This window comes from Microcoleus sp. CZ3-B2 (assembly GCF_036705055.1).
GTDB lineage: Bacteria > Cyanobacteriota > Cyanobacteriia > Cyanobacteriales > Microcoleaceae > Microcoleus.
In genome coordinates this window covers 150,809-177,047 of the sequence record NZ_JAUBTN010000001.1, presented here as the reverse complement: position 1 = coordinate 177,047, position 26,239 = coordinate 150,809, and the positions used below count along the sequence as shown (strand labels likewise).

The 26,239-nt window shown below is 46.7% G+C and carries 28 protein-coding genes and 1 tRNA gene; 17 read left to right on the top strand and 12 right to left on the bottom strand.

Annotated features, from left to right (window positions below; translation table 11 throughout):
- Window positions 1-11: 11 nt before the first annotated feature.
- Entirely contained in the window at window positions 12-158 is a 147-nt protein-coding gene (locus QUA97_RS00805; RefSeq protein ID WP_333192144.1) for a hypothetical protein, read from the top strand.
- Between the two features lie 268 nt (window positions 159-426).
- Window positions 427-714: a hypothetical protein gene (locus QUA97_RS00800; protein ID WP_194010724.1), complete on the top strand. Its 288-nt coding sequence runs from the start codon at window positions 427-429 to the stop codon at window positions 712-714.
- Between the two features lie 807 nt (window positions 715-1,521).
- Here QUA97_RS00800 and QUA97_RS00795 read toward each other — a convergent pair.
- Both QUA97_RS00795 and QUA97_RS00790 read right to left on the bottom strand, forming a co-directional pair.
- Window positions 1,522-2,898, bottom strand: coding sequence for a cytochrome P450 (locus QUA97_RS00795; protein WP_333192141.1), 1,377 nt, complete (start codon window positions 2,896-2,898; stop codon window positions 1,522-1,524).
- A 93-nt stretch (window positions 2,899-2,991) separates the two neighbouring features.
- On the bottom strand, window positions 2,992-3,597 hold the full coding sequence (locus QUA97_RS00790) for a hypothetical protein (protein WP_194065672.1): 606 nt from the start codon (window positions 3,595-3,597) through the stop codon (window positions 2,992-2,994).
- 797 nt (window positions 3,598-4,394) lie between these two features.
- Here QUA97_RS00790 and QUA97_RS00785 point away from each other — a divergent pair.
- The 12 genes from QUA97_RS00785 (at window position 4,395) to QUA97_RS00730 (ending at window position 13,103) form a co-directional block, all read left to right on the top strand.
- On the top strand, window positions 4,395-4,928 hold the full coding sequence (locus QUA97_RS00785; RefSeq protein WP_333192139.1) for a COP23 domain-containing protein: 534 nt from the start codon (window positions 4,395-4,397) through the stop codon (window positions 4,926-4,928).
- A 178-nt stretch (window positions 4,929-5,106) separates the two neighbouring features.
- The gene (locus QUA97_RS00780) at window positions 5,107-5,409 is read left to right on the top strand and encodes a hypothetical protein (protein ID WP_333192136.1); all 303 of its coding nucleotides are present in this window, start codon (window positions 5,107-5,109) and stop codon (window positions 5,407-5,409) included.
- On the top strand, window positions 5,394-6,650 hold the full coding sequence (locus QUA97_RS00775) for a COP23 domain-containing protein (RefSeq protein WP_333192134.1): 1,257 nt from the start codon (window positions 5,394-5,396) through the stop codon (window positions 6,648-6,650). The genes QUA97_RS00780 and QUA97_RS00775 overlap by 16 nt, the downstream gene beginning before the upstream one ends.
- Window positions 6,651-6,958: 308 nt before the next feature.
- Window positions 6,959-9,199, top strand: a complete 2,241-nt coding sequence (locus QUA97_RS00770) for a phosphoketolase (protein WP_333192131.1) — start codon at window positions 6,959-6,961, stop codon at window positions 9,197-9,199.
- Between the two features lie 188 nt (window positions 9,200-9,387).
- The gene (locus QUA97_RS00765) at window positions 9,388-9,984 is read left to right on the top strand and encodes a Uma2 family endonuclease (RefSeq protein WP_194065668.1); all 597 of its coding nucleotides are present in this window, start codon (window positions 9,388-9,390) and stop codon (window positions 9,982-9,984) included.
- 101 nt (window positions 9,985-10,085) lie between these two features.
- Entirely contained in the window at window positions 10,086-10,706 is a 621-nt protein-coding gene (locus QUA97_RS00760; protein WP_194065667.1) for a Uma2 family endonuclease, read from the top strand.
- A gap of 78 nt (window positions 10,707-10,784) precedes the next feature.
- Complete coding sequence (locus tag QUA97_RS00755) at window positions 10,785-11,015, top strand: DUF433 domain-containing protein (RefSeq protein ID WP_106148543.1); 231 nt, start codon at window positions 10,785-10,787, stop codon at window positions 11,013-11,015.
- Window positions 11,012-11,344 (top strand): DUF5615 family PIN-like protein, encoded by a 333-nt coding sequence (locus QUA97_RS00750; protein WP_194065666.1) that lies wholly within the window; start codon window positions 11,012-11,014, stop codon window positions 11,342-11,344. Before QUA97_RS00755 ends, QUA97_RS00750 begins: the two co-directional genes overlap by 4 nt.
- Window positions 11,345-11,703: 359 nt before the next feature.
- Complete coding sequence (locus QUA97_RS00745) at window positions 11,704-12,120, top strand: XisH family protein (protein WP_194065665.1); 417 nt, start codon at window positions 11,704-11,706, stop codon at window positions 12,118-12,120.
- Window positions 12,108-12,443, top strand: coding sequence for a XisI protein (locus QUA97_RS00740; protein ID WP_194065664.1), 336 nt, complete (start codon window positions 12,108-12,110; stop codon window positions 12,441-12,443). The genes QUA97_RS00745 and QUA97_RS00740 overlap by 13 nt, the downstream gene beginning before the upstream one ends.
- Before the next feature lie 157 nt (window positions 12,444-12,600).
- Entirely contained in the window at window positions 12,601-12,828 is a 228-nt protein-coding gene (locus tag QUA97_RS00735) for a hypothetical protein (RefSeq protein WP_194065663.1), read from the top strand.
- A gap of 5 nt (window positions 12,829-12,833) precedes the next feature.
- Entirely contained in the window at window positions 12,834-13,103 is a 270-nt protein-coding gene (locus QUA97_RS00730) for a type II toxin-antitoxin system RelE family toxin (protein ID WP_194065662.1), read from the top strand.
- A 207-nt stretch (window positions 13,104-13,310) separates the two neighbouring features.
- On the opposite strand, the gene QUA97_RS00725 is transcribed toward QUA97_RS00730, so the two are convergent.
- Both QUA97_RS00725 and QUA97_RS00720 read right to left on the bottom strand, forming a co-directional pair.
- The gene (locus QUA97_RS00725) at window positions 13,311-13,658 is read right to left on the bottom strand and encodes a hypothetical protein (protein WP_228049688.1); all 348 of its coding nucleotides are present in this window, start codon (window positions 13,656-13,658) and stop codon (window positions 13,311-13,313) included.
- 54 nt (window positions 13,659-13,712) lie between these two features.
- A complete protein-coding gene (locus QUA97_RS00720; protein WP_194061085.1) occupies window positions 13,713-14,303 on the bottom strand; it encodes an RNA polymerase subunit sigma-24 in 591 nt (196 codons plus the stop codon).
- A gap of 204 nt (window positions 14,304-14,507) precedes the next feature.
- Between QUA97_RS00720 and QUA97_RS00715 the strand changes: the two genes are divergently transcribed.
- On the top strand, window positions 14,508-15,866 hold the full coding sequence (locus QUA97_RS00715) for an NB-ARC domain-containing protein (RefSeq protein WP_333192117.1): 1,359 nt from the start codon (window positions 14,508-14,510) through the stop codon (window positions 15,864-15,866).
- A gap of 77 nt (window positions 15,867-15,943) precedes the next feature.
- Here QUA97_RS00715 and QUA97_RS00710 read toward each other — a convergent pair whose 3' ends face one another.
- From QUA97_RS00710 to QUA97_RS00690, 5 genes are all read right to left on the bottom strand, one after another.
- Window positions 15,944-16,591: a type I restriction endonuclease gene (locus QUA97_RS00710; RefSeq protein WP_333192114.1), complete on the bottom strand. Its 648-nt coding sequence runs from the start codon at window positions 16,589-16,591 to the stop codon at window positions 15,944-15,946.
- A 204-nt stretch (window positions 16,592-16,795) separates the two neighbouring features.
- Window positions 16,796-17,875: a class II fructose-bisphosphate aldolase gene (fba, locus tag QUA97_RS00705; protein ID WP_194012838.1), complete on the bottom strand. Its 1,080-nt coding sequence runs from the start codon at window positions 17,873-17,875 to the stop codon at window positions 16,796-16,798.
- A 186-nt stretch (window positions 17,876-18,061) separates the two neighbouring features.
- Window positions 18,062-18,133 (bottom strand) — tRNA-Lys (locus tag QUA97_RS00700).
- 67 nt (window positions 18,134-18,200) lie between these two features.
- Window positions 18,201-19,100, bottom strand: a complete 900-nt coding sequence (locus QUA97_RS00695; RefSeq protein WP_333192111.1) for an aldose epimerase family protein — start codon at window positions 19,098-19,100, stop codon at window positions 18,201-18,203.
- 66 nt (window positions 19,101-19,166) lie between these two features.
- A complete protein-coding gene (locus tag QUA97_RS00690; protein ID WP_333192108.1) occupies window positions 19,167-21,281 on the bottom strand; it encodes a CapA family protein in 2,115 nt (704 codons plus the stop codon).
- A 161-nt stretch (window positions 21,282-21,442) separates the two neighbouring features.
- Between QUA97_RS00690 and QUA97_RS00685 the strand changes: the two genes are divergently transcribed.
- The gene (locus tag QUA97_RS00685; RefSeq protein ID WP_194065656.1) at window positions 21,443-21,622 is read left to right on the top strand and encodes a hypothetical protein; all 180 of its coding nucleotides are present in this window, start codon (window positions 21,443-21,445) and stop codon (window positions 21,620-21,622) included.
- A gap of 393 nt (window positions 21,623-22,015) precedes the next feature.
- On the opposite strand, the gene QUA97_RS00680 is transcribed toward QUA97_RS00685, so the two are convergent.
- Window positions 22,016-22,270 carry a hypothetical protein gene (locus tag QUA97_RS00680; protein WP_333192102.1) on the bottom strand — a complete coding sequence of 85 codons (255 nt, stop codon included), beginning with the start codon at window positions 22,268-22,270 and terminating at the stop codon, window positions 22,016-22,018.
- A gap of 579 nt (window positions 22,271-22,849) precedes the next feature.
- Entirely contained in the window at window positions 22,850-23,092 is a 243-nt protein-coding gene (locus QUA97_RS00675) for a hypothetical protein (RefSeq protein ID WP_194012833.1), read from the bottom strand.
- 374 nt (window positions 23,093-23,466) lie between these two features.
- Between QUA97_RS00675 and QUA97_RS00670 the strand changes: the two genes are divergently transcribed.
- Window positions 23,467-23,778: a DUF6679 family protein gene (locus QUA97_RS00670; RefSeq protein ID WP_106148100.1), complete on the top strand. Its 312-nt coding sequence runs from the start codon at window positions 23,467-23,469 to the stop codon at window positions 23,776-23,778.
- A gap of 574 nt (window positions 23,779-24,352) precedes the next feature.
- Here QUA97_RS00670 and QUA97_RS00665 read toward each other — a convergent pair.
- Entirely contained in the window at window positions 24,353-25,987 is a 1,635-nt protein-coding gene (locus QUA97_RS00665; RefSeq protein WP_194065654.1) for an MBL fold metallo-hydrolase, read from the bottom strand.
- Window positions 25,988-26,239 lie beyond the last annotated feature (252 nt).

The window sequence follows — 26,239 nt, the reverse complement described above, 5'->3', positions numbered from 1 at the left end:
GAGGCCTAGAATTGAAAACAGCAATCTCTAGTGACGTTTTACCCGATCGGGCAAACATGACTGTGGATTGCAACAGAAATTTTGAACAGTCTTGTATGCCGATCGCTCTCAACAACCAGGCGTTAGAAGCAGTTAGCATCCACTTAAATGCACTTTAACTCATGTCTAGTTGGCTGCTTTTGAGGCTACTGCAAAACTATTTTTTGAGTATCCAGCATAAATACTTGACCGTAATTGTAGGAGAGTACAAAAACATCGCACTAAATTTAGCGGGATACAGGGCAGACCATGCCCTAGAAAATCGCTAAATTTAGACCAAATATCTGGTTTTCCAGCCCAGATGATAATTCCCCAAGCTTTGTCCTGCTTAGCCAGCGTGCCGTTCTATCTAAGAATAATAGTGAAATTAACGCGATCGAGATATTTATGGCAAGTAACGATTTTAAAGTCCTGCAAATTATTGAAGCTAAAGGCTGGTATGCCTTTGGAAGTACCAAGCAAAGCCAGCACGTTGAGAGGTGGGTAAGACCTGTCGTGTGTTGGGTTTTAATAGAAGATAAAAAAAAGCGGCGGATTGTAACTGCTACCGCTAGCTATCAGATCGAGATTGACGACAAAGAAGTCGAATTCTTTGCCCACGAAAGCGAAATTAAAGATGTCGAGAGCCTCCCCAAGTCGGTCTCGGTTTCGGAATTCCTGAAAACAGAAGATTGAAAAGGGGGCAGAAGAAGAGCGTTTAACAAGTTATTAACTATTCCTTAGTAATTCCTTAAACTTGCTGCCCGATTCTATTTCAATTGCAGGCAGAACCTGCCTAATTGCGGAGAGGGGCAGATGGGGAGAGGGGAGAATGTCTACTTTTGTCTTGCTTTCTGCATCTCTAGCCGCAAGTCTTCAAATCCCAAAAAATAAAGAAGCCGGAAGATTGCAGGCAATGCCAACACGCTTCCGACCTTTGCTAAATAACAGGGTATGCATATGTTTCTAAAGTATGGCGGGGAAGCCTTCTAGATATCAAGAGGACTATTGCAATCACCCACAGAAATTTATTAAACTTGGTGGCGGATGCTTTTTCAATTTAAGGAGAAACCACTCTAATTGAAGAGAGGGGAGGTGAGAAGATAGGGAGAATTTATACTTTTGCCTTGCCTTGTGCATCAGAAAGCCCAAGGTCTAAAGTAGCCCAAAAAATAAAGAGGTCGGAAGATTGCAGGCAATGCCAACACGCTTCCGACCTTGCTGAATAACAGGGTATGCATATGTTTTTAAAGTATGGCAGCCAAGCTTTCGAGATATCAAGAGGGCTATTGCAATCACCCACTTTTGCTTTTAACGTATGTTTGCAAGGTTCATACCATTTTAGACTTAAAATTTGAAACTTGAGAGCGGGTGATGGTTACAGGTTAAGGATTCTAGCGGTTTTTATGTAGCGGGTGCTACAAAAAATGGGCGCTTGCCGGTCGTAAGCGAAGCAGGCCGAAGGTATCGCCCATTCTTCCCTAATTCTTTGCAGCTACAACATCAAACCCCACTAACCACAGGTTCAGGCTTTGACTGCCGCATCCGCCGCCCCAGCAGAGCCATCCGCACGCCACCGGCCGGCCCTAAAGTCACCCCTCGGCGTTTGGCCTGTACCGGCTTTTTCTCGGCCAATACTAAGTCGAAATCCCGCAAAATGGTTGCCAGCACCAGTTTCATCTCCAACTGCGCCAGCGCCAAGCCGATACAGCGGCGGCTGCCACCTCCAAAGGGCAAATACTCGTAAGGCGAGAATTGCCTCTCCAAAAACCGTTCCGGCTTAAATTGCAGCGGTTCTGGATACAAATCCTCGCGCCTGTGGGTTAAATAAATTGAGCCGAAAACCACCGTACCCGGTTCGAGTTGATGTCCCATCAGTTCCACGGGCTCTCGCACCACTCGCGGAAACGTCAGCATTCCCACGGGATAAATTCTGAGTGTCTCTTGACAAACCGCACTCAGGTACGGCAAGCGGGAAATCTCCATCGGGTCTGGATTTTCGCCCAAACTGTCCAATTCTTGCAGCAAGTTCTGGCGCACTGAGGGCAAACTGTGAATCCAGTAAAATGCCCAAGCTAAGGCCGTTGCTGTGGTTTCGTGGCCTGCAAACAGCAGCGTCATCAACTCGTCGCGCAATTCTTCATTGGTCATCGGTTCGCCGTTTTCGTCGCGGGCGGCCATCATTAAGCTGAGAATGTCGGTGCGGTTGCTGTCTGGTTGCTGTCTGCGTTCGGCAATTTCCGCGTCCATCAGTTCCTGAATTTTCCGCTGCTGCTGCTTCATCCGTCCCCAAGGACTCCAAGCGCCCCAATCTTGCTGCATCCAAGACAGAAATAGCATACTCGATCGCAGCGGAGAGCCTGTTGTATCGATAATTGAAGCCAGCAGCGGGGACAGTTGCTGCAACCGCGGCCCTTCATCCAGTCCGAAGACTACTTGCAAAATTACCCGCATGGTGATTTCTTGCATGGCGGTGCGGGCCACAAAAGGTCGATCGACCCTCAACTTGCTAGCAACATCTTGAGTAATATCGCAAATTTGTTGAGCGTAATTACGCATCCGTTCGCCGTGAAACGGTGGCATCAATAATTGGCGCTGGCGTTTGTGCTTTTCTCCAGAGATCACAATCATCGATTGTTCTCCTAGCAAGGGTTTGAGAATACCGTTGATATCGCCTGGAGCCTCAAGCGCTTTGCTGTTGAGCATTTCCTGGATCGCTTGCGGGTTGTGGATCATCACGAATGGTTTGAGGTTCCCCCACCGCGTCGTGAAAATCTCCCCGTACTTTTTGGCGCTGACATCCATGTATGTCAGCGGATCGGCTATCCATTGAATTAGCTGCACGAAGCGGGGGTTGTTGGGGCCGTCAGGTAAGGTCATAGAAATTGTGGTAGTGCTTGTTAAAGAACTTGGAGAACATAAATAGGACTGCTGCAGAAACCGGGTTATACCCTCTGCAATAATTTTAAGAGGTTATTCTCGAACGGTGCTTACAATGTCCTGTCCCAGTTCTGTAAAACGCACTGTTTTGATTTGCCAAGGAGCATAACTGGTTAAAGTTTGGCGCACGCCTCCAAACAAACCTAGCATTTGACAGCTCGACAGATTTTGCAATTTCTGCCGGGAATTCCCGAAGGCCCGCAGATCGAGGGTCGCTATTCCGAGGTCGCGATCGATCGTTAGCCGATAGCCAACCAAACCAAGACTATCGAAAATCTGCTGTTTTAACACTTCATTAATGACGGATGACATTAACTGATTGTCGGTGCCTGTTACTGTTTCCGGGTTCAGAGTTTGACAGAGATTGTTTACCTTATAAACTTTAACGGTGACAGTATTTTCTGATGCTACTCCACTGGCTAAAACAGGAGAAATAAAGTTAGAAGGCCCAGCTGTTTGAGCCGATCGCTCCTCAACTCGATTTCCCGTTAGCTGTATGTCTCCGAATTGACTGGCACCCCTTGGCGATTGGCTCTGGTTTGCGGTTAAGTTCGCTGGATCGTAGCTGGAACAACTGCTAACGCCCATCAAAATAAATCCAGTGGCTAAATACCCTAACTGTTTGCAGATACTGTTCATAGTTTTTAATACTCAACTCCACGTCTGTGCGTGGAGGGTGAATTTTTCTGGTAGAAAGCACTTACTTCCTGATTACACTCACTTATGAGTATTTCCCGGCATCCGCAATACGAGATGTCTTGGATAAGTTCCGGATCGATACATAAACCGCAGATGAAAAGCAGATAAGCACACTCTAGATTAGATAATTTCAGAGAATTTGTGAATCAGTGCCAAAGATATACGTAGATGAAAACAAGTTAAGAGTTCTGATTAATACCTTAATTTTATTGTGGTTTCACGTAAACGGGTAAGGCACTTGATGCGTGCAACGCTGCTGCAGGGTCGGGATCTCATCAGATGCGAGCTCGTAACGCTAGACTGCCAGTCAGATCGAATAACCGATCGGCGGTGTGATGTAGCGTTGCAAATCGCTTTATTCCGTCTGATTTAAATAGCTTTTTTCCGGTTGGCGAAACCTTGACCTTGATTAGTAGTAATGAGGACATATTTTCGACGGTTGCGCGCATTTTACGAGGGCTGCGGAGTGGCATAACTGGGCTTTCGGTGCAGTTACAGAACAAAATCCACATTAAAAATCCCTGATGAGTCGGCGGTTGAAACCTCGACTGTACAAGCTTTCCTCCGCCGAGACGGACTAAGAAATAAAGCGGGTATTTCAGCCGGATTTGGCACCAGCAAACGTGCAAGTCGCGAACAACATAATTTAGCAGCCAGCCTCTGGCGCATTCAGGGTGCGATCGCAACATTTGGTGATTTTTCTACCGAATTCCATCAAAAATAGTGAGAACATCATCATGAAACAGCAATTATTGACGAAGGTTTTGGCGACAAGCGCGATCGCCCTCAGCAGCCTGACAGTGCCTTTTGAGGCTAGTTACGGCTGGAGTTCACCCACGGAAAAGGGATTTTCGTGCAGTACCGTCAGGGGCGCACCGGTGACGGTGTACCAAAACTCTCAAGGTGCGGTAGAGCCTTGGATTGAGTGGAATTCAGATTATTTTTCCGGTTCTGGCTACAATCCACAAACTCGGTGCCAATTAGTCAGCCAGCGCCTCGAAACCTATCGCCGCAACCGGGTGCTCAAGTACATTACAGCAGGCCGGATGAACGGCCAAAACGTCATCTGCACGGCGAATCAAGTCAACGGTTTGTGTCAAAATTTGATTTATACTCTCAGACCAGGCCAAGACCCGATCGGCTCTTTATATAATTTGTTAGCTTGGCGTCAAGGATATGTCGGGATGCCGTCTTTTGATGAAGCCCGTAACATTCCTTACATTGACGTGAGGCAAAAACTAGGGGAAAGCACGGATGATGGGGCGCAATAGCCGATTTTTTCGCCATCCTCCAGCCTTGCTTAATGGTTGGGCAATTTTCAAGATTGAATGCATCTGTGTCGATCGGTGTTTGTACGCTTGAAATCTGCGGTTAACAGATCGAACGACAGCAGTTCCTAGGCCCTGCGGTGGGACAGTCGCCGCCACCTGATTCCCTGCTGGTGCTGAGGTGTTGGCAGTAGCGCGGGGTTTTGTAGAGTTGCTGCTGCCAAAATCTTTTTGTCAAGGCTATAGCTTGCGGTATACAAATAACGTTAAAATTGCCATGAACCGCCGCCGGATTTTTAATGGCAAAGGTTTCTTGGTGGCAATTAACGATCGGGGCAGCGATCGACATCCCGGTTTTGAGGTCTATACTTTTGAAGATGGAAGCGCGCCGACGCGAGAATTATTGGAAAAAATGGTTAAATCCAGTTGGGGAATTCCGATCGGTATATATTTGCAGTTCGTCTCGTCATGTCTGGGGAGTTAGCGATGAATTTGTGGAGTTCGCGGTTCGGGGCGCTGACAATCATCTTGACCGGTGCAATAACGGCGATAGCAATTGTCGGCCAACAATATGCTGCTTGTGCCAAAACAGCGGAAGAAATTGCCCAGGTAGCAACGTTGAGCACAGTGGAAGTTAACAATACGCTGGGTTTTGCTACTAGCGGTTCGGGAGTAATTATTGCGAAACAAGGCAATATTTATACGGTTTTGACGGCGAATCACGTTGTTGCCAGCCTCGCTCAAGAATACAGCATTCGCACTCATTTAGAAAAAAATTATAGAGCAATCAGAATACAGCGGCTGCCGAAAAGCGACCGCGATATAGACTTAGCTCTGATCCAGTTTTACAGCCGAGAAAATTATCCAGTAGCGCCAATTGGCGAATCAAAACGTGCTGTAGTCGGTTCTACTATTTACGTTGCTGGCTATCCACTGCCCATCGCTTCTTGGTATGAAAGAAAACTCGAATTTACAGCAGGTATTGTTTCTTCTCGTCTCGATCGCGCATCATCGGGATACGGACTGCGATATCAAGCTGTCACCAGGCGCGGCATGAGCGGCGGGCCTGTATTTGATGCTGATGGCACTGTTGTGGGAATTCACGGTCAGGGTGATACTGTTGGTACGGTGATCGGCCAGTGGAACGGTCAAATTGAGGAAATTAAAACAGGGTTAAATGCAGCAATCCCGATCGATTCTTTGATGTCGTTGCGATCGCAAGCTAAACCTAACGGGTTTGATATTCTCAGCAATATTTCGATCCAGCGCGGCTACAGCCAAACTCAATCGAATCTGGGGCCAGGAGGCTTTGTCTGCGATACCTCCACCGGCGAACCGATGACTGTTTATCAAAATCCGCAAGGGTTTAGGGAGCCTTGGATTCGCTGGAATTCTAATTTCTTTTCGGATTCTGGCTACGATCCTCTGACTCGCTGCAAACAAGTCACTCAGCGCCTAGAAAATTACAGCCGCAACAAACAGCTAAATTATGTCACTGTAGGCACTGTCAACAATCAGAAAGTGATTTGCACCAGCAGCCGCGTTAACGGGCCCTGCGAAGGTTTGATCTACACGCTGCGCCGCGATCAAGATCCGGCTCCAGCACTCAGCAGTTTCTTTGTGTGGCTGGGGAATCAGAAGGCTAGACCTTCTCTTTTTGAAAGTAGCACTCCCGTTTATATTAATGTTGGGGAACGGCTGGGTTTAGATGTTAGCGAGCCCTAATTTGTAATAGACTGCTGGCAAAATTTAGAAACAATCTGGAAAAAAAAATCTGCGTTTATTTGTGTTTATCTGCCTGAAATCTGCGGTTTTCATAGCTATCCAAGACTCGTGCAAGAAATCTGATCGGCGATATTTTTTCGGCAAAATCGCGCTGATTTGCTTGTGAAAATATCGGGCGCACTCATCTAAAAGTTTAAGATATTTGAATGATTTATAATTGGCAATAACAGAAATAGCGATATTTTGCAACAAATAAGTTATAAAATTACTGTTAAATTAATCTAATCCAAATTTTTCAGGTATCAAGCATGACTGCAACTACGTCGAAGGCAACGTCAGCCATCCCCAGTTTTTGCGAAGGAATCCAGTATTTCTCCGAAACAGTGCCGGGTTTTGAGACTTACGGGAAAACACCTGCGATCGCCCAGGGGAGCAAGTCGATCGCCGATGCGGCAGATCCCGCCGCCGTCTTTCAAACAATGCTGGGAGCAGATGCCCTGCGCTACCTGACGCTGCAAGTCACCGCCAGCAAGGCATCGGGACATCCGGGGGGTTTTGCCAGCCAAGCCGAGGCTTATGCCGCGTTGGTGATGCTCGGACACAAGAACATTGTCACCGAAGTGGGGCACCACGCGCCGGGATTTTACAGTGCCATGTTTCTCGATCGATCTTTAGAAGATATGGGAATTGTCAACGTGCAGCAAGTGCGCGATAAATTCCGCGAAAAAGACGGTTTGTTAGGACATCTTTCCGGTTTCATTCCCGGTCTTTTAGCACCTGCTGGCCCCCTCGGACAAGGACAGCATTTTGCAATGGCGGGAGCGCTTTTGCATCCCGGAAAACTGTTTGCTTTCACAATGGGCGACGGCGGCATGGGCGAACCCTATCCCATGAGCAGCATGGGGCATTTCCACACTGCTTATCCCAAGGCTACTAACTTTTTACCAGTGTTAGTTTGGAACGGATATTCCCAAGAACATCACAGTATGGTTTCGACAAAAACTAATGCTGAAATGATTGCTTATTGGCAAGGAAACGGTTTTGAAGAAATTATCTTAGTTGATGCTAAGGAATTTGACGATAAAAATCAACCGGAAGCTTATGTTGACAGCACTGCTTTTTCACTCGAACAGCGGATGGCATTTACCAAAGCTGTTTTACAAGGAGTTGACAAAGCGGCAAAATCTGCTCTCGGCGGCAAATTGACTGTGTTTATTATCAAACAGTTGAAAGGTGCTGGCGTGCACGCATTGGGCGCAAAATCTCACAACCTTTATCCAAAAGATACGCTGGATGCTCCGCACATTATCAGTGCCTTAAAAGAGCGCGCTTTGACGGTGGCTGCTTGGGAGTTGGTGCGGACAAATTGCGAGCGCGCCGGCGGCGGGCCTGCAGCGAAAACAGTTGTTACTGAGTTTACATTGCCGCTGGCAGATTTGGGCGAATTGCCTTTAGAAGAATTTGCGGTTGGCGGAGAAGCCAAGATTTCGACAACTGCAATGGGACGTTTGGTAGCGAAAGTCGGCGAGTGCGATCGGACTTTTCTTGTCACCAATGCTGACGGTAATGAAGCATCGGCAATTGCCAACATCAATCAAGCTCTGAAAATTATTCACCCGACAACAGATGACTTGTACAATCAATCGCCAAACGGTCAAGTTTACGAACCTTTGAGCGAAGATGCTTGCGCGGGTTTGGCTGTAGGTTTGTCGCTGTTTGGAGGGCGGAGTTTGTGGTGTTCCTACGAATCTTTTGCCATCAACGGTTTACCAATTTGGCAAACTGTTACCCAAGCAATGGCAGAATTGCGCCGTCCAACTCCGGCTGCTGTCACCTTATTTACAGCGGGTGCATTGGAGCAAGGCCGCAACGGTTGGACGCACCAACGGCCGGAAATTGAGGCTTATTTTGCGGCCATGATGCGGAATGGAAATGTGTTTCCTTTGTTTCCACCGGATGCTAACAGCATTCAAGCTTGTTACGAGTGGGCTTTGAGTGCGAAGAATAAGGGAGTTGTGATTACTGCGAGCAAGTCGCCGCTGCCAATTCGCACTACTTTTGCACAGACTCGCCAAGGTTTGGAAGATGGTGCTATTGTGTTGCAAGAAATCGATCCCCCCCCAACCCCCCTTAATCAAGGGGGGAGCAAGAAGGTTGTATTTGCTGTCATTGGCGATATGAGTTTGATTCCGGTGTTTGAAGCAGCGGCATCTTTGGAAAAATCAGGCATAGGTTCGCGGATTGTTTCTATTATCAATCCTCGGCGTTTGTATCGTCCAACTGATGTTGCTTGGGATACTTGTTCCGAGGCTGACGGCGGCTTTTTGAGCGATGACAAATTTGCCGAAATGTTTGGCGGAGATGCCTTGATTGGTGTCATAGGCGGCGCTTCTGGGATGTTGGAGCCTGTGATGCTACGCAGCAATTGCCCGCGTGATACTTTTGCTTGGAAGCGGGGGGAAACGACTGCTAGTGCGGGTGAGTTGATGGCGTTTAATGGGTTGACTGCTGATGCTTTGACTAAAAGGGCGATCGGGTTAGTTAATTAATCAGACTTAGGCAAAAAAACCTGGTTTCTTCCAAAAATAGTCGCTTTTTTCGAGAAATATTGATGTAGAAACCGGGTTTTTGCTCCCCCGCGCATCCAGGATTGATTAAGCTAGAATGTGAGAGAATGCCCCTGCCTGGTTTTTACTGGGTAGGGGCTAGCAATATTTAAAATAGGATGGTGATAGCTGTGACTGCACAAGTTTTAGAAGAAGTAGTTACGCTTGGGGAACAGCGATTAATTCTGCCCGGTTATTATAGTTGGGAGCAATTTGAGGCTATAGAGTCTTTGATGGCAAACTCTTCTGGTTTGCGGATAACTTATCTTGATGGGTGGATCGAGTTTATGACATTGGGTGAAGCACATGAAAGCTTTAAAAAGGCGATCGCTATATTGCTGGAAGCATACTTTTTTGCGATCGGAATAGAGTTCTTTCCTGTAGGGAGTGCAACTCGCAAAGACCGGGCAAGAGATGTCTCATTTGAGCCTGATGAGTCTTATTATATAGGTGAAAAGAAAGAACATCCCGATTTAGCAGTAGAAGTAACGATGACTAGCGGTAGTACAAATAAACTAGCTAAATATCTGCGACTTCGCATTCCAGAAGTCTGGTTTTGGGAGAATAATCAGTTGGCTGTGTATGGGCTGCGCGAGAATGATTATGAGCTAATTTCCAGAAGTGATTTGCTGCCGGAATTAGATTTAGAATTGTTGGTGCGTTGTGTTTTAATGCCTTCAAGGATTGAGGCAAGACAGGAGTTTTTGAAGGGAATTCGGCCGCAGTAAGCTCGACTTTGTTCGCTAAGTTTTGAATGGGATTTCATGCTGTCCTACCAGGGTTACACTAGATAAGGGCTAGCAATATTTAAAATAGGATGGTGATAGCTGTGACTGCACAAGTTTTAGAAGAAATAGTTACGCTTGCCGAACAGCGATTGATTCTCCCTGGTTATTATAGTTGGGAGCAATTTGAGGCGCTGGAATCTTTAATGGCAGATGCGCCTGGTTTGCGAATTATTTATCTTGATGGGTGGATCGAGTTTATGACATTGGGCGAAGCACATGAGACAATCAGTTGTATTCTTAATTTTTTGATACAACTCTACTTTTGTGAAAGGGAAATTGAATATATTCCTGTAGGAAGTGCAACTCGCAAAAATCGAGCCAAAGATGTCTCATTTGAGCCTGATGAGTCTTATTATATAGGTGAAACGAAAGAGCATCCCGATTTAGCAGTAGAAGTGACAATTACTAGCGGTAGTACAAATAAACTAGCTAAATATCTGCGACTTCGCATCCCAGAAGTCTGGTTTTGGGAAAATAATCAGTTGGCTGTGTATGGGCTGCGCGAGAATGATTATGAGCTAATTTCTAAAAGTGATTTGTTGCCGGAATTGGATTTAGAATTGTTGGTGCGTTGTGTTTTAATGCCTTCAAGGATTGAGGCAAGACAGGAGTTTTTGAAGGGAATTCGGCAGCAGGAGTTGAGAGAAGAGAGGAACAATTAATTTGTCTAGTGAGGCAGAACACCAAAAGAATGGAAAATTAGGCTAAACTGGCTTTATAAATACCAAATTCCCTTTCCCATGAGCTATCGCAACATCATTACAATAGAACCAGGTAAGCGTGGTGGCCAGCCGTGTATCAGACGAATGCGGATTACCGTGTACGATGTTTTGGGCTGGTTAGCTGCTGGTATGTCTCATGCAGAAATTTTAGATGACTTCCCAGAGTTAACAGAGGAAGATATTAGAGCTTGTCTTGAATTTGCTGCCGATAGAGAACATCGTTTAATTGCCGTAGTAGGTGAAAGGTGAAATTACTGTTCGATCAAAACTTGAGCCGGAAGTTAGTGAATCGCTTGGCTGATATCTTCCCGGATGCTAGTCATGTTCAGTTTCACGGGTTTACAGAAGCTATGGATAGCGAAATTTGGGATTTAGCTAAAATTCAAGGGTTTTGTATTGTTACTCAGGATGCTGATTTTGCAGAAAGAAGCCGTCTTTATGGTTCTCCGCCAAAGGTGATTTGGCTGCAGTGTGGCAATACACCTACCAGCAGTGTGGAAGCAATGCTTCGAGCTGGAGCAGACGCAATTCAAGAATTGAGCGATAGCGCTACTTTGGATTGTCTTGAGCTTTATTGACGAATAAACTTTTAAATTAAGTTAATTGCCAACCAATGGCGATCGCTCTTTCATTTTAAGATCTCGCTCATCAGAAACAAGAAAGGGCGATCGCCCTGCGGGATAGCTACGCTTCACGCAACTCGTAAAATTATCACAGTGTTTGGTATTTGGTGTGAAGGGCGATCGCGCCACTGAAGGGATTTACCCCATGCTCAGCAATTCATGAGGATATCCGCCAAATTTTGGGGGTTTGCGAAATGGTGGTAAGCTTTCGATAGATAGGGATGCGGACATTCCTTGTGTGTTTGTAATGACTATTGCGCTCACACATCTCAATTAACGCCAGTATAATTGTAGTTGTTTGTCATCAGGGCTTTATGTCAGCAAAGGATAAATTTCATGATGTTGTGAAGATTGCGTTGCAAAAGGAGGGTTGGCAGATTACAGATGACCCACTTTCCATCAGTGTGGGTGGAGTTAATATGTTAATCGATCTGGGGGCGGAACGTCTGCTGGCAGCCGAACGGCAGGGCGAGAAAATTGCTGTAGAAATCAAGAGCTTTTTGAATACTTCAGCGATAACAGATTTTCATTTAGCGGTTGGACAATTTATTAACTACCGTACAGCACTCAAGTTTAAAGACCCCCAACGTCAGCTATTTTTGGCAATTCCTTTGACGGCGTATAACGATTTCTTCAAGCTGGAATTTACAACCGCTGTTGTGGAAGATTACCAGTTAAAATTATTGGTCTATGACGTAGAAGAAGAGGTGATAGCTTTATGGAAAAAGTAGAAAAATATCGGGATTGTATCAAACAAGTTCTCACGAAATATGCTGCATACAAGCCTTCTTATGGAGAAGTAGAGGTGCAAGTTGTTTTTGACACAGAACACAATCATTATCAAGTTGTTCGAGTGGGTTGGGATAACAAACAGCGAGTTTACGGTTGTCCTATACATCTCGATATTAAGGATGGCAAAATCTGGATTCAGCAGAATGGAACAGAAATCGATTTAGGGCAAGAGCTGGTTAATATAGGTGTGCCGAAGTCTGATATTGTGGTTGGGTTTCATCCACCTTATATGCGTCAATTCACAGAATTTGCAGTGAATTAAAACTAACGTTGATGCTTTTGGTTGCATAAAGAGCGATCGCTCTTTATGTGTTATGGGGCGATCGCTACCAATGTTTACTTGATATTTTATCCTAAACCAGATATTGCCACAGCACTCTCAGGTAAGCTAGAATTGCAGGAAGTTTCGGGAGTATGACATGGAAACAACGTTAAATATTGAATATCTTACGAACAAAGACGGAGATGTAAGCGCTGTGGTGATTCCTATTGAGCTATGGCGACAACTACTACTACCTAATGAAGAAGTTTCTGTCGATCGACTTGCGGGTGCGGTAGAAGATTATTGCATGAACAAAGCAATGGATGAAGCTGTTAATACTCCCTTGCTAAATCGCTCGGAAGCCTTAGCTTATCTTGAGGAATAGTTATCTTGGAAGTTCAATACCGTCAGGCTTTTCTAAAAGACTTGAAACAACTGAAGAGCTCGACATCTTACCAACGCATCTACGATCTGGCTTTTACCACACTAGAAGCAATCAACACCTTGGAGGAGATTTCTGACATTAAAGCCATGAGAGGTTACGCGGGTCGCTATCGCATCCGCATCGGCGATTACCGTATTGGAATAGAGGTTAATGAAGATGTTATAGAAGTGATGCGTGTTCTACATCGTCGGGAATTTTATCGTTATTTTCCCTAAGCAGTTGGAATCTTGATTTGTAAAAGAGAAATGCGATCGCTCTCGATGCGTTATGGGCGATCACTCTCCGTGCGATCGTCGCCCTTTGAGATGGTGGAAATGGATAAGATTGTAAGTAAAAAAAGAGGTTGGGTGACACCAGCGTCAACCCAACCTACAAAAAAAGACGATCGCACTAATGGAGAGCAGCAATCACACTTATTCCTTTTATACTAGGCGGACATATTCACGTAGTTGGGAACGTAGACCTTGAGTAATCATTGGAAAATTATTGATTTCTTGAATGATAGAGCTCTCAGATCTGCCACTCTTCTTGAGTTCCTGAACTACAGCCTTTGCTAAAGTCTCAACCCCAACCTTTGCAATCATGCTTGAAACGCCTGCAATCAAGGTGAGAGCAACTGCGCCACCAATCATGCCAAAAGGACCACCTAAAAAAGCTAACGAAGTTGTAATTGCTACGGCTCCTGCATAAGAAGAGGTTGCAACAAGCCCAACTAAGACTAAACCAGCAACTCCTAGACCAGCTAACTTATTGACTATCTCATCCATCATAATTAAATGTTCCGCTAAACTTCAGATTAATTAGACTTTCAAAGCCAAACTGAACTAACTATCTTTCCCTTTACCTCCAAACAGTTTATATATTCCGTATCCAATAGCAGCCGCCGCCGCAACAGGTGCAGCAGCAACTATGGCAGTACCAGCGATCGCGCCTCCCCCGACAACGCCACCGATACCAGCAAGGGTGCCCATAATTGCAGCACCAGAAGCACCGCCAGCTACCGTTACAGCACCAGCACCAGCTAAACCAGCAACAGCCCCAATGTTTGTAGCTGTTCTTGCCGCTGCACGAGCATCATTCTCTTCCTCAGACAAGTTCGATTGCTCTTTGAACAAAGTTTCATTCATTATTTTTGCCCCCAGATAAGCAGGGCCTGCTGCTAATACCGCAGGAGCAGCCGCCATACCACCACCAACCACACCACCTGCTGCAGCTAGACCCGAAGTAATTCCTGCTCCTGACGTTGCTGCAACAGTCAACCCTGTAGCAGCACTGGCAGCCGCACCTACCGCAGCACCAGTTTCTGCAACCGCTTTGACTGTTTTGACTGTATTTCCATTAATTCCCAGAGTGTTTTCTACAACATTTTCTACAACTTTTTCACCCGCTTTACTGGCAATATTTTCCCAATTCATAAATTAATTTATCCTTTTAATACTTGTTCCATTATCTTAATAAATTCAAAGTTTGTCTAGCCCAAAAAAGTTCTATTTTGCCGCCAATTCTCCCTCGCTTTTACTTTAACTTTAATCTAAGTTTGTACAACAATGTACGAAAATGTACGAAAATGTTGGCAGTTGTGAGCTACAATACACAAAACTCTCGCATCTCCCTGCCAGATGAATCTTAAAGAAATGTTAAACCTCGCCGATCGCATAGTTTTCGAGAAAACAGGTCAGCACCTTGACGATTTACAAGCAGCCGTACTGCGGGGAACTCTACAACGCGAGACCTACAAGCAAATAGCCAAGAATTTTGACTGTTCCGAAAGTCGCATCAGGGAAATTGGATCGGAATTATGGCAGATACTTTCAAAAGAGTTAGGAGAAGATGTCAGTAAATCGAATTTTCAATCGGCAATGGAGAGGTTACAAAACTCTAATGTTTTAAACTTTGCAAAAGACGTTGTAGTGACTGGTAGTTTCAACACCTGCGGAGAAGGTAGACACCCGCCAGATCAACCAAACTCACACCTACCCAATCAAGAAATATCACATCAAGATTTAAGCGAAATGCCCGAGTTGGGTGATTTCTTCGATCGCACTTCCTCTCTCGACACCCTCACCAACTGGATTCTACAACAAAACAGCCACCTCATCACCCTCACCGGTATCAGCGGCATCGGCAAAACATCCCTAGCAGTACAACTCGTACAACAAATCAAACACGAGTTTGAGTACACAGCTTGGTACACCCTCGACGAATTCCCCACCATAGATAAATTTCAATCTAACCTAACACAGCTTTTTTCTAACTCACAAAAACCAGATTCATCCCCAACCAACCAGAAACCCTTACCGTTAATTAAGTATTTACAAAACCATCGCTGTTTAATAATATTAGATGACGTTCACAACCTTTTTTGTAGCGGCGAATTCGCAGGTAAATATAAACCTAAATGCGAAGAATATCGCACCTTATTCAAACAAATAGAAAAATTATCCCATCAAAGCTGCTTGATGTTAATCGGTTGGGAACAACCCAGAGAAGTGACTCAAGTTAAAAACCAAAATACTTCCATTCGTACCTTACAACTCAAAGGTTTAGACATCGCCGCCGGACGGGAAATCCTCAGAGATTATGGGTTAGCAGAAAGCGATAACATTGAAACACTCATTCATCGCTACCAAGGCAATCCCCTCTGGTTAAAAAGCGTGGCGACTCTGATTCAAGAATTGGGAGGCTGCGTCAATCAGTTATTACCAAATGATATCATATTGTTGCCCGAAGATTTGAAAGATGTTCTACAGCAGCAATTTAGCCTATCCGAATTAGAAAAACAAGTAATCTCCTTGTTAGCCAAAGCAAGCGATGCAATTAACCTCACCCAATTGCTAGAAAATAGCCAAATTCCCGCCTCAGATTTGGTAAATGCGCTGCAATCTTTATCGCGTCGCTGCTTGATAGAACAACAAGCAAATTTTTACACTATTTCACCTGTACTGAGGCAATATGCCACCATAAGACTCGGTGGTTGAAACCGCCGTCTTATCTTAAATACCCCTTTATTTCTTAGTCCGCGCACCATCCGGACATCGTTTGTGTAGACGCGGTTTCAACCGCCGTCCGATCTAGTAATGCTTTGCCCTAAATGCTTCAAGACTTGAAATGCCGATCGCAATTCACTACGCACAGTATAGATCGAAAATGCCCGCGATAACCCGTATTCGGGCGTAGGTTGAGCCATAAGTTTCACAAACAACACATCATCGCCATTCGTCAACATCCCAAATCTCGGTTTATCCAGATCGGGATTTGCCATCATGTATGCTAATGCTTGGGGTAATGCCGATCGCACCGAAATCGTAGTCTTCTTACACTCCAAAACCATTACCCAAAGCTGATTCTGCAAAATCAAAATATCAATGCGTCCGCGCAGCGTTTCTTCCCCATCATCGATCGCAATTTCGACCGCAGCCTCAGCCTTCATTCTAAACGGTGGATCGTAGAAACCCGCCAGTTCTAACAAAGGTGATGCCACCAGCAAAGTCACTGACCCTTCTAACAACTCTCCATCTGCTCTATGATATAGCAATCTGCGTCGTAGCGTATCCAAAGCAGCTTGTTCAGAATCGCTGGGATTTGGCAATTGGGCTAGCCACTCAGTAAAAAAAGCCTCATCCTCAGTTCTGCTCAAATTCAACCTTGATTCAGCCTCAGCAAGGCTTTTAATAGCTTCTGTAACTGCAATAACCTTTGCCATTCCTTCACCTTTGATTCAAACGGTTTTTCACACGAAAATTAGTTTCATTGTAAGCAAAATTAGGGAAACTGCTATAGCGATCGCAGTTGTCAATAACAACTCTTATCGGTTTCTGTCCACAAACAAAAACCGGGCAACTTCGCAGCTACCCGGCTATCCAAACTTTAGACTTCAGATAAATCTCAAATCTCAAACCTAAAATTATTAAACAGCGACAGTCTTCTTAGTAGAAGAACTCAATTCGCCCTTAGCATACTTAGCTGCGAAATCGTCCAAAGAAACTTGCTTGATCTTTGTACCTTGACCGGCGCAACCAAAAGAGTTGTAACGATCGCTACAAACCTTCTGCATATACTTGATCGACGGCTTCAAGAAGTGGCGCGGATCGAATTCCTCGGGCTTAGCAAACAAAGCTTCGCGCACCGCAGCGGTAATCGCCAAACGGTTGTCAGTATCGATATTGATCTTGCGAACACCGCACTTGATACCCTTTTGGATTTCTTCCACAGGTACGCCGTAGGTTTCGCGGATTTTGCCGCCGTTGCTGTTGATGATTTCCAGCAATTCTTGGGGTACAGAAGAAGAACCGTGCATTACCAAGTGAGTATTGGGCAAGCGGCGGTGAATTTCTTCAATGCGGCTGATTGCCAAAATTTCGCCAGTCGGCTTGCGAGTGAACTTGTAAGCGCCGTGGGAAGTGCCGATCGCCACTGCGAGAGCATCAACGCCGGTTTGCTCAACGAAATTAACAGCTTCTTCGGGATCTGTGAGCAATTGATCGTGGGAAAGCGCACCTTCAAAGCCGTGGCCGTCTTCTGCTTCGCCCATTCCTGTTTCCAGAGAACCCAAGCAACCCAGTTCGCCTTCAACGCTAACGCCGATCGAATGAGCCACTTTCACAACTTCGCGAGTAACTTCAACGTTGTACTCGTAGCTGGCCGGAGTTTTAGCATCCGCTTCCAGAGAACCGTCCATCATTACGCTGGTGAAACCTTGGCGCATGGCAGAATAGCAAGTGCCGGGGGCATTGCCGTGGTCTTGGTGCATACAAATGGGAATGTGAGGATAGGTTTCAACTGCCGCCAAAATCAAATGGCGCAGGAAATTTTCCCCAGCGTAGGAGCGAGCGCCGCGAGAAGCTTGCAAGATCACAGGGCTGTTGGTTTCGTCAGCAGCGCGCATGATCGCTTGGATTTGCTCCATGTTGTTGACGTTGTAAGCCGGTAGGCCGTAACCGTTTTCAGCCGCGTGGTCGAGCAGCAGTCGCATAGGTACAAGCGCCATAGATATTCCTCCTAGTTATTTGTGTTTCTGGGCCGTGAATTTTAGACAAGCTCAATTCTTACGATAATCTTAAGACAATTTGTAGCCGATCGCGCATTATCTTTCCAAATTTCTACTTAAAAGCTCAAAAAACAAAATTTCGAGCTCCGAGCATTCAACTCGAAACTCAAAATTCTAGATTTTTAATGGGTCGCCCGGGATTTGAACCCGAGACCAATCGGTTAAAAGCCGAATGCTCTACCGCTGAGCTAGCGACCCGTGTAAACGTTGTTACCGCAGACAATTTCTAACAGTAGCACCCATCATTTCAAATAGCAAGTGTTTTTTAGAAAAAAGTTGCAGTCATCCGCACGATCGTCTCACAAGTCGCTCCCGGCTGCAAATAAATCAAGTGTTCGCCAGTGTTTAGAGCATTTCCAGGAGCAGTCCAAGGTTCCAGACAGTAAAAATCCTTGCCCTCGATCATCCAGAAGATCAACTTCCCATAGCTGGAATTGTAACTGAGGGTGAGCCGCAAGCCCCGCGCCGCGTCAGTAACAATAGCAGCAAGACCCGTGAGTTCATCAAAGGAAATATCTATTTCATCCAGCGTCGGGTCAAAAACCCCCGTGAAATAACCCTTAGAGTGGGTATTCCGATCTCTGTACTGCATCCCCGGAATCTGAAAGCGCAGATTTGTCTTGTCGGGAGCGAAAAAGTAAGGGTGCAAGCCGCTAGAAAAGGGCATGGGATCGACACCAAGATTGGTGTATTCCTGCACAATTTCCAAAGAATTGCCTTTAATTTGATAAGTAAAAGCTAGCTGGAAATCAAACGGATAAACAGCTTGAGTCTTCTCGTCGCTTTTAAGCACTAGGGTAAGAGCCGCGCAACCCTCCGTGACTTGTTCCGTCGCCGTCCAAGGCAAATCGCGAGCAAAGCCGTGTCGTTCGAGCTGGCGCGAGACTCCTTTGTAGGTGTAGGTCTGGTCGGCGAGATTGCCGCAGATGGGAAACAAGATGGGAATCCCGCCGCGTACAGTTCGATCGGGATTGGCGAACCGTTCCGCGTCCAAGTACAACATTTCTTTGCCTTCAACCAGCCAGCTAGTGGCAATACCGCCCCGTTCCGGCACAACTTCTAGAGTAGAGTTAGCGGTTTCGTCGGAGAGGATATAGGTTTTATACTGCTTTTGCTTCAGCGCGATCGCAAACACATTTGTCATCGGTAGTAGGTCGTCGATCATTGGTTCTTAGTAAATCGGTCGTAATTGGTCGCTGCTAGTTGATTTTTGCCCATTACCGCCCCTTTTTTACCCCTGTGCATCATAGCTCCGACCTTCATAGGCCGTCCCCATCCTCGCAGTTATTATAGGAGGCAGCGCGATCGGCTGCTTAGACCGATCTCTGCTGGTGTCTGGAATGTTCCTGCGTGTCTGCTGCTCTGTGACCCCGACTTTGAAAGATAGAGCCCGAGTCGGGGGAAGATAGCTTTGGGGACTCATCGCCCCTCCTTGACTCCCAGATAGGGGCGCAATAAACGGTTCTTTGATGAATGGCTCTTTGGTAAAGGGATCTGCTTCCCGGTTGGGATTTTGAGGTTGAGTGTGGTAGATGCGCGGCGGCAAATCTTGATTTTGAGGCGGGCTTGACTCAATTGCAGGCCCAGCGCCGTTCTGAAATAATGAGGAGTTGTCCGGCTGTTTGGGTGCTGCAGGCAAAGCTGGCAAAATCGGAGTAGGTTTGGATTGTGCTGGGTCTGGCAGATTGCTTTCACCTGCTGTTTTGGGTGAATTCAGCCCTGGCCCGTCGATACCGCTCTTGGCTGGGGACAATGGATAGTTTGGAGTTTTTGGTGTAATTCCTGAGTTAATTGTGGCATCTAGAACTACAGAAGATCGCATTGGGCGATCGAAAATACTAGAAATTTGTTCGACGTGTTTGAGAATCCGATCGCCCGCCGCCCCATTCACAACCGAAGGCTGAAACTTTTTCACCTCCACAGGCAGAAATTCTACCTTCATATTCCTGTCTTTGAGCGATACTTTCAGGACTGCAGTATCGTAATCGCTGCGAGCATTCGCGCCGAATATAAAATCACCAAGCGAGTAAACAATTGGGCGGCCTTTGTACACTTCTGCACCTTGGAGGACGTGGGGGTGGTGTCCCACTACCAAATCTGCTCCTTGGTCGATCGTAAACCGAGCCAAATCAATTTGCCAATCTCCCGGATAATCTGCCAACTCAACTCCCCAGTGGTAATTAACAATAATCCAGTCTACCTGACCCCTGAGAGTTCGAATATCCTCTGCCACGCGATTGTTGCGGCGGGGATTAGTACCAGCTTTCCCTTGGTCGGCAGAGTTAAGGTCGGTATCATAATAACTGAGGTAAGCGATCCGCTGACCCTTAACCTCAATAATATCTGGACGCCTAGCTTCTTTAATATTTCTACCGGCTCCCAGATGCCCAATTCCAGCATTATTTAGAGTATTTATAGTCTCCACCAGCCCCGGTTCCTCGTAATCCATAGCGTGGCTGTTTGCCAGATTAACAAGATCCACTCCTCCCGCTGTTAATATTTTCACCAATTCTGGATCGGCTTTAAAATTTAATTGTTTTTTATTCTTGGTCAAGGTAGAGGTAGTCAGGGGATTTTCTAGATTAACCATCGACACATCTGCTTGCCGATACTCGTCCATATTGGCAAAAGCCCAATCATAATCGTTACCGGCAGATGCTCCGATCGCATCCGATAGATTCACATTTCCCCCGAACATCAGCGTTACGGTGGGGTCGTAGGGATTAGCAACCTGCTTTTGTTGCACTACTGGTACTACTTCCAAAGCCGCTTGCACCGAATCTGGACGTTTGGGAGGCGGCCCCGAAATTAGCCCAGCTTGCTGGTACGGCGAGACTGGAGATACTAACCGCACGGCCAGAGCCTCGTGGTAGCTCACCCAGCACCCTAAAATAAATGAAGCAAGTGCCGATCCCACTAGCAGCAGAGAACGATACGTTTTAAATTTAACCCAATCTATGACGAATAGGGAACGATCGCGCCGCTGCCGCCGATTTGCCGGAGTCACAATTCGCACTGACTGTTTCCAGAGAATCTCTGGTTCTCCAGCCAACCGCGCGTGAATTCGCACCCCTTCTACCGCTGGGGAGTTGAGTCTCCAGACTTGGTGACAAATAAATTTGACTAAGCTTTCCCGGAGAGTGCTCCCCAGTAATGTAGTATCCGGCGCAAATTCCCGCTGGAATTCTACTAAGATTTGGACGCAGCCGGCTTGAGCTTGTTCGACACGAGCATAAATCCCTTCGGGTCTGAGCAAGCTGTCAATCCAGTAATTCAGGGCTTGAAAGTTGCCCGATCGCGCTAGTTCCAACATAGACGGCTGCGACCAATTTTCTGCATATACCATAAATTATCCTCCTTAACACATCGATCGCTTTAATTTGTTGTCAACTACCAGCCACCGCCGGCCGAGTACCGCTGCATGGTGTGCAGCATCTGAACTCCACCGCAACTCCAAAAACCTCGAAAGGATTGCTGCTTTGGCTTCAGTGTCCTACACATTAGGGAGTGCTGAGAATATCCCCGTACCCCTCGAATCTTCCCGGACAAGCAGCTTTATATATATTGCAATATTTCTGCTTCCGGCGCGATCGGCATCAAGTTCAAACCCCCGACATTCACAGCGAAAAATTAGCTTTTTCTGCGGTTGCTCGGTCTCAGAGGTCTGCCCAGAATTCGAGCAACTAAAGCGAGGTATAGCCTTTCTGTGCTCTCATATGAGGTACGCGGGATAGGGCATTGGCCCGCGCAGGGCGAGCGCGAAGCGGAGGGATTGGCCCGCGCAGGGCGAGCGCGAAGCGGAGGGATTGGGCATAGGGCATTGGGCTATCCTCACAATGCTTGATCACCGCTATATAATGCACCTAGATTTAGCTATTTAGCCAATAAACGCAGCCTTACAGCAGACATAACTGGGCAATTATAGCAACAATTATTTGGCTCCTTCTTGATTAAATCTTCGCTTTTTGTTGCTCGTATTTTTGCTAAATGCGATCTAAATCTATCCGGTGTCTTGCTCATATATTTGAGTTTAATTAAACCATTAAAATTAGCAATAGTAATCGCTATCTGGTGTTTGTATCAGCAATAAATCGTCTTTTTTTCTCCCGACGAAACGATTAAAATTTGCGAAGCCGAACGGTTATCTTTACGCTGAAAAAACTGTTTAGCCTGTCGATCGGATTTAGCTTTGTGCAGTGCCACCTTGACCGAAGAGAAACTAGACTTGTTTGGCAAATCTGTTTCGAGGCGATATCTCAAACCCGCGTCCACACCATAAATTCTAGTGATATTTAGTGGATCGAAAGCAGGCCTTTTAAGCTGTAGATTTACCATCAATTAATCAGTCTTCGATAATTTCCGACAGACAATCTTCGCAGCACCGATATCCTTGCACTAAGCAATCAGATAGATGTGCTGGTTGTAGCCGTCGGGAGGACAATGCGACCATCTAGCGTGTGAATACTGACTTGACGCTCGGTTTTAAAGTCGCAGTCACGCTGGTAGTTGAGCGTGCAAGTCCCGGAGGTGTACTTTGGAGCTTTGTCGAGCCCCTGGTATCGCCCTTTGGTATGCCGGTTCTCGATCGGTTCGCCTCTAATCGCTAAGGGGCTTTCCTATTTTGCTTAACTTTACTCTACAGCGTCTTAAAGTCGCGGCCACTTGTTCGATCGCAATTTCTTCCCACAGTCCGAACTGTTTTGAAGTCGCGGTCTGAAACTGTTGATTTTCCGTTGGTGATTGGATTGCCAGATCGCCCGAAAATCCTTATGATCAGGTGGGATATCAACAGCTCGATCGCAAAATTATACTATGTGAAAGCGGTCTGTGCAATCATCGCAGAGCATTTGTGAGCTGCCTCAAGCACCGCGACAGGGAGATCGAGTGACGAAGAGTTTTATCATGTCGGCTCGATTAACCGCAGTAAGATTCGATCGCGCGTGCGGAATGCAGGTATTGCAGAACTGAGCGGACGGTCATCCGCACGCGCGAACTGTGTTTATTGTCGCTTGCTTGGTGTCTCTGAGGGTTCGATCGCTCCCTCAAATCCTGATTCTGGGATGTATTGTGGCAAATGCGTCTGGCGAGAGATGTCGGTGGCTGCAAAATCTGCGATCGGATAAATGGCGTACTAGATAGATTTAGTGGTAAAATCAAATTTAGTAACACCCATCGGTGTTGAAGTTTCAAAAAAACGTGAAACTGGCTCGTCAATATGGCTGGGCCTTCCGATGTCAAACCCAAAGTACGTTACGGAACAATTGGCATAGGATTCCAGTCGTTACAGGACGGCTTTCATGATAAGTTACGTATTGTTGATTCGCCAGATGTCACAATCCGGTCTCAACTCTATAAATCCCAAAAATCTCAAATAGGTTGGGGCATCCACTATCGGAATAGGCAATATCAGGCAAGCTGTGCTTGCTGAAAGCTATTTGAAATCCAGAATCCCTATGCCTTGAGGTTGGGGATTATGTCAATGTAAACAGGCAATCTTTTTAAGCAAATACACTGCGCAGGAGAACTGACAAATGCTACAGCGCAAAATCTATCAACTCTGTTGTGATGGTCGTGAGGTTTCTATTTTTCTTCGAGATCAGCAACGTTGGATAGAGCGCGCTCGTATCCTAGATATTGAAGGGGATCTAGTCACGCTGCGCTACGAAACCGACGAAGAAGACGAAATTAGCTCCTGGGAAGAAATGGTGCGTCTAGAAAGTATTGGAGCTGTATCCCAGAAGTTGGCTTCGGTGTCGAGAACTAACTGCGAACCCCTAGTTTCTGACGATTGTCCCGAAGCGGAACAAATTCGCAATCATTACCCCGACTCGAATTTAGATTAGTTTTGAGCTCGCGCTTGAATCAAAAATAAGATTTGGGGGAAAATCAAACGATTTTTCTCCCTTTTTTCTGGAAGAATTACCAAAAAATTGGGTTTAAGCAGAATATTTCTTGCCTCAGTTTTTTTGATAAAATTTTGGGGACGCTGCGGGGATCAAGGTATCACAAGAAAAAAAAGATTTTTGTGGGACGGACAGGGGAGCATCTGGGGCTTTGTAAAAAGCATTTTTTGATGATAGTGCTGTCCCCGCTCTCGTATTGTACTCGCGTTGTACTCGCGATCGGAGACAGCACTATAAATACAAAACACAGATGCTCCCACGGACACTGGGCTAGCCCGTCTTAAAAACGAAGATTTAATAACTTAAGCATCTGCCACGATTTTCTCTCTCCAGAAGCCGCGAGGTAAAGAGAGGCAGAGCCAAAGCATCTGCATTACCAGGCAGAGCGAAAGTAACGAGCAACGAGCAATCGCTTAAGTTATTAAATTTTCACTCAAGTATCTTGATGAATGCAAAACACAGAAGCTCTCCTTTGTTTGTCTTGGTGCGGGCTGGCTTCAAGGTGCCCTACAGCTCACTCACCTTCTGTTTCCGCATCTAGGAAAAGTTCTGACTCCGATATCGATTCAAACACCGGACAGTAACCGTCGGGAGTAACTTTAAAGCCAAACAAAGGACTGGACTGGTTCCAACAGCGCTGGCCGCGGTAGTGCTGGCAATTGCCGCAGCATTCGAGGTTGGTGGCAACGGGGCTGCCTTGAAAAAGCAGTTCCCGCTGGGAAATGCCGCGCAGTACAAGTTCTTCGCCTTGCCAGCGGGCTTCTACTAAACCGGTATCGGCAAAGTTTGCCCACCGAGGATCGGCTGTTATCGGACTCGGCAAGCTAATGGCTACCTCTGTGCCTAATTCGCTGAGTTCTCCTTCATAGTTAGTTTCGGGGATCGCGGGCTGCAAAAACATTTCCCCGATCGGCAATTCGACGATCGTACCCGTCGCCGGAGTGTGCAACTGATAGCGGTTGCGGAGCTCGTCTAAGTTAGCCAAATCAGCCAAATAGGCGGGGGAACCATGCACAAAAATTACGTGCTGGGGACGCAAGTTGTGGATGAGCTGGGTAGTCCCCGGGCCGTCGCAGTGTTCGGCTAGCAAATAAGTTTCGAGGCTTCTGACTCCTGATTCGGCCCAGTTGGGCAGCCAGTCCCGGAGCGGATATCCGGGTTTTTGAGGTGCGAGCAAAATCCAAGGATTTGTCCGATCGGCAACATACAAATTCAAATCAGCAATGCGGTCAGTAATCACAATACAAGGTGTAGAACCCAATCCGGCGCGCCCTTGGGCCGACAGTCGGCGGACGCGGGGTTTCACCCTTTCGTCCCAAAACAAAGGTTGGTGCAGAGCAAAATTTTGGACAGCCGTGGGAAATTGGGGCAGCAGTTCCAGATAAGCGTCGCAGCCGTCGGCGACGGTGCCGTCTACCCAAATATCCAAGTCGCGGCCTGTGAAATAGTGGTGGCTGCGGAGCAGCATCAGCAGTTCTTGGCCCAAACCCATCGCCGGCGAGGGTAGGAGTACCGAGTACCCGTCGCCGATCGCCCGGTGGATGCGATCGGCTAATTGATTTTCCAGTTGTCGGCGGTGAGGGTGGCGCGCCGTGCCGTAACTGCCTTCCAAAATTAACACGTCCGGCTTCATGCCTCGGAGTTCTCCCAGTGGCAAACCTTCTACCAAACGAGAATTGGACAGGAAAAAGTCGCCCGTGTAAACGAGGGTGTAGGTGCGGTGGGGGGCTGTATAGGTCAGCAGTACAGCGGCCGCTCCGGGCAAATGGCCCGACGGGAACAACTGCACGGTCAGCCCAGGTCGCAGTTCGATCGACGACTGCCAGGGCAGTCCCTGACAGAAACGGGACTCCGGCTGCTGAGATTGTTCCGGCCAGTTGAGTGGTAGCAGTCGCGCTGTGACTTCGCTGGCGTAAATTGGCAAGTGCGGGAAAGACTTGTGAAGTGCTAGCAAACCTCTGGCGTGGTCGGAGTGGGCGTGGGTGCACACCACAAAATCGGCTGGGAGCGATCGATCTAGTTTCGCTGACAGGGGCGATACATCCTCTACACCGCAGTCAAGTAAAATGCGGTGCGGCCCCATGCGGACTAGCAAACAGACCCCTTCCTGTGCGTGGCCTGCGCCGTAAGGTAAACAATCGAGATCCATCACTGGGTTTAGTCCCCTGTTTTGCGCGCAATTTGCAGTATCGCGAGATCTAAAATATGGGCTGCGACTGCATTTATTTCGATCGAGTTCAGTTACCGACGCGCGATCGACCAGCTTTGACAAACTAAAATATTTTTCCCGACACAAAAACCAGGTCGATCGCGCGTCGTCCAATAGCCCTAGAGTTTAATATTGGCTCGAAGGCTCCGGCTCCCGTGCAAGGAAAGTAATAGAACTTTAAGAGTTGATGCA